The sequence below is a fragment of the Rhizobacter sp. P3_B12 genome (assembly GCF_056402895.1).
Genome location: NZ_JBFUGN010000942.1, coordinates 1 through 2394, shown reverse-complemented (window position 1 = coordinate 2394; position 2394 = coordinate 1). Strand labels below are relative to the sequence as shown.

At 73.2% G+C, this 2394-nt stretch carries 4 protein-coding genes; all 4 read right to left on the bottom strand.

From position 1 onward, the window contains the following. Positions 1–148, bottom strand: a 148-nt coding sequence (locus AC1D01_RS30445) for a nucleotide-binding protein (RefSeq protein ID WP_477873086.1), incomplete at its 3' end; no start/stop codon positions are given. Next, positions 145–1050, bottom strand: a complete 906-nt coding sequence (locus AC1D01_RS30440; protein WP_477873084.1) for an aminotransferase class I/II-fold pyridoxal phosphate-dependent enzyme — start codon at positions 1048–1050, stop codon at positions 145–147. The genes AC1D01_RS30445 and AC1D01_RS30440, both read right to left, overlap by 4 nt. A gap of 31 nt (positions 1051–1081) precedes the next feature. After that, positions 1082–1981: an adenosylcobinamide-phosphate synthase CbiB gene (cbiB, locus tag AC1D01_RS30435; protein WP_477873082.1), complete on the bottom strand. Its 900-nt coding sequence runs from the start codon at positions 1979–1981 to the stop codon at positions 1082–1084. A 7-nt stretch (positions 1982–1988) separates the two neighbouring features. Beyond that, positions 1989–2394: cob(I)yrinic acid a,c-diamide adenosyltransferase (locus AC1D01_RS30430; protein ID WP_477873080.1), on the bottom strand; the 406-nt coding region annotated here is incomplete at its 5' end.

The following is a 2394-nucleotide window of genomic DNA, read 5'->3' as shown; positions in this document are numbered from 1 at the left end:
CGACGCGCGCGTTGTTGCTCATGTTCTGCGCCTTGAACGGCGCGACCTTCAGGCCCTGGCGCGCATACCAGCGGCACAGCGCGGTCGCGAGCCAGCTCTTGCCGGCCCCGCTGGTGGTGCCGAGGACCATCACGGCGCGGGCGGTCATCGCGTGATCTCCCTCCAGGCGCGAGCGAGCGCATCCTGGGCGTCGGGAGGCCGGACGCCGAGACGCACGGCGCCGGGCAGGCCCATCGATGCGGTGTCGCGCAGCTTGATGCCGTGCTCGCGCAGGCGCGGCAGGCGTTCGACCAGGCCGTCGCCGCGCGCGACGTGGAACGGCGTCTCGCTGTCCTCGCCCTGCCAGCCGAGCGTGACGCAGAGGTCGAGCTGGCGCGCCTTCCAGCGGCGCAGCGTGGCCAGCGAGTCATGCAGCCAGTGCTGCGTGGCCGGCGTGGTCCAGGCGGTCAGCATCGCGACGCCATGGGCGCCGACCGGCCACGAGGGCGCGAGATCCCGCAGCGGTTGGACCAGGGGATCGGCTTCGGGAGCAATCGCATAGGCCGCGCGGATGCCGGTCAGGCCGAGGGCCTTGTTCGGCGACCACAGCTGCCATGCGGTATCGGGCAGCGGCAGGGGCTGGCCGCTCAGCCGCAGCGGGGCGTAGGCGCGGTCGATGACGTGCACCGCACCGTCGACGCAGGCCAGCGGCGCCGACCGGYCCAGCGGGCTGCTCGGCGAGGCGTGCCAGACCAGCGCCGCGGCATCGCGTTCGACCTCGCGCAGGCCGCGTGCCGCCGCCGCTGCCGCGTAGTCGCCGTAGCAGGGGCGCGGGATGAACACACCGGCGCCTGGCCTGGCGAGCGCGATGGCGGTGCTGATGCGGGCGATGAACTCGCTGGCGCTGGCGGCGATCACGATGCGGCCGGAGGTGACGCCGTGGTGTTCGGCAAGCGCCGCGCGCAGGTCGGTGTACGACGGGTCCGGATAGCGGCTTGCGTCGACCTCGTCCCACGCGATCGGCGCCGGGCCGCAGGCGTTCGCGTTGGTCGAGAAATCCCAGCGCGGCATGCCCTGGGCGTCCGGTCCGCCGTGCACCACGTCAGACGCTCCTTGCCAGCAGCGCGATGGCCGCCATGGCCACCGAGATCCAGGCGGCAATGCCGGCATACCGCAAGGCCACGCGCACATCGGCCGCGCGCGGCACCCTCGCCCGTGCGTTCAGCGTGTACACGCCCGGCTTGCCGAGCCGCACGCCCAGCCGCATCGCCATCGCCCCCATCGGCCAGCCGCCGTTCAGCGACGGGGTCAGCCGCGATTGGCGCTGCAGCCGGCGCCAGTCGACCAGGCGCACCGGCGGATGCAGCAGCACCGCGGTGATCCGCGCCGGCACCCACGACAGCACGTCGTCCGCCCGCGCCGCCCACTTGCCGGCCCATTCCCACTCGCCGCGGTAGCCCCACATCGCATCCGCCGTGTTCGCGAAGCGGTAGACCAGCGCCCCCGGCAGGCCGGCCACCGCGTACCAGAACAGCGGCGCGACCAGCGAGTCGTTCAGGTTCTCGGCCAGTGTCTCGATCGCGGTCTCGCGGATGGCGGCTTCATCGAGCGCCGCGGTGTCGCGGCTCACCACGCGCGCGAGCTGCCGCCGCGCAGTCTCCACGCCCTGCCCCAATGAACGCTCGATCGCCACCACCTCGTCGCGCAGCATGCGCCATGCGAAACACGGCTTCAGCAGCAGCGCCAGCAGCGGCACCGACATCCACCACGGCCACGCCGACAGTTCGCGCTGCAACAGCCCGCCGAGCACCGCGAGCAGGCCCGCGCCGACGCACCATGCGAGCGCCCCGCCGACGAAGGCCGGCCACGGCGACCCGCGCCGCACGGCGCGGCCCACCGGCCCCAGCACATGCCCCAACCACGCGACCGGGTGCAGCGCGTCGCGCGGCTCGCCGAAGCAGGCGTCCCAGGTCCAGGCGAGCAGCAGCGCGGCAGCGAGCATCACCGCCTCAGTCCTCGATGCCGCGCTGCGCCGGCACGCCGGCCTTGTAGTGGTGCTTGACCAATGTCATCTCGGTGACGGTGTCGGCCAGCTCGACGAGCTCGGCCGGTGCGCCGCGCCCGGTCAGCACCACGTGCACATGCGCCGGCCGCTCGCGCAGGCAGGCCAGCACCGCATCGAGCGGCAGCCAGCCGTAGCGCAGCGGGTACATCACCTCGTCGAGCACGACGAGGAAATGCTCGCCGGCCCGGATCGTCGCCTCGGCGCGCGCCCAGCCGTCCTTCGCGAGCTGCGCCGAGTGTTCGAGGTCGCGGCTTTTCCAGCTGAAGCCGTCGCCCAGGCCTTCGATCGGCACGCCGAGCTGCTCGAACACCCGGTGCTCGCCGAAGCGGGCCGACGGTACCTTCATGAAC

Bases quoted from the DNA above. Each gene is read 5' to 3' on its own strand.
- cbiB (WP_477873082.1), bottom strand. From the start codon at position 1,981: ATGCTCGCTGCCGCGCTGCTGCTCGCCTGGACCTGGGACGCCTGCTTC.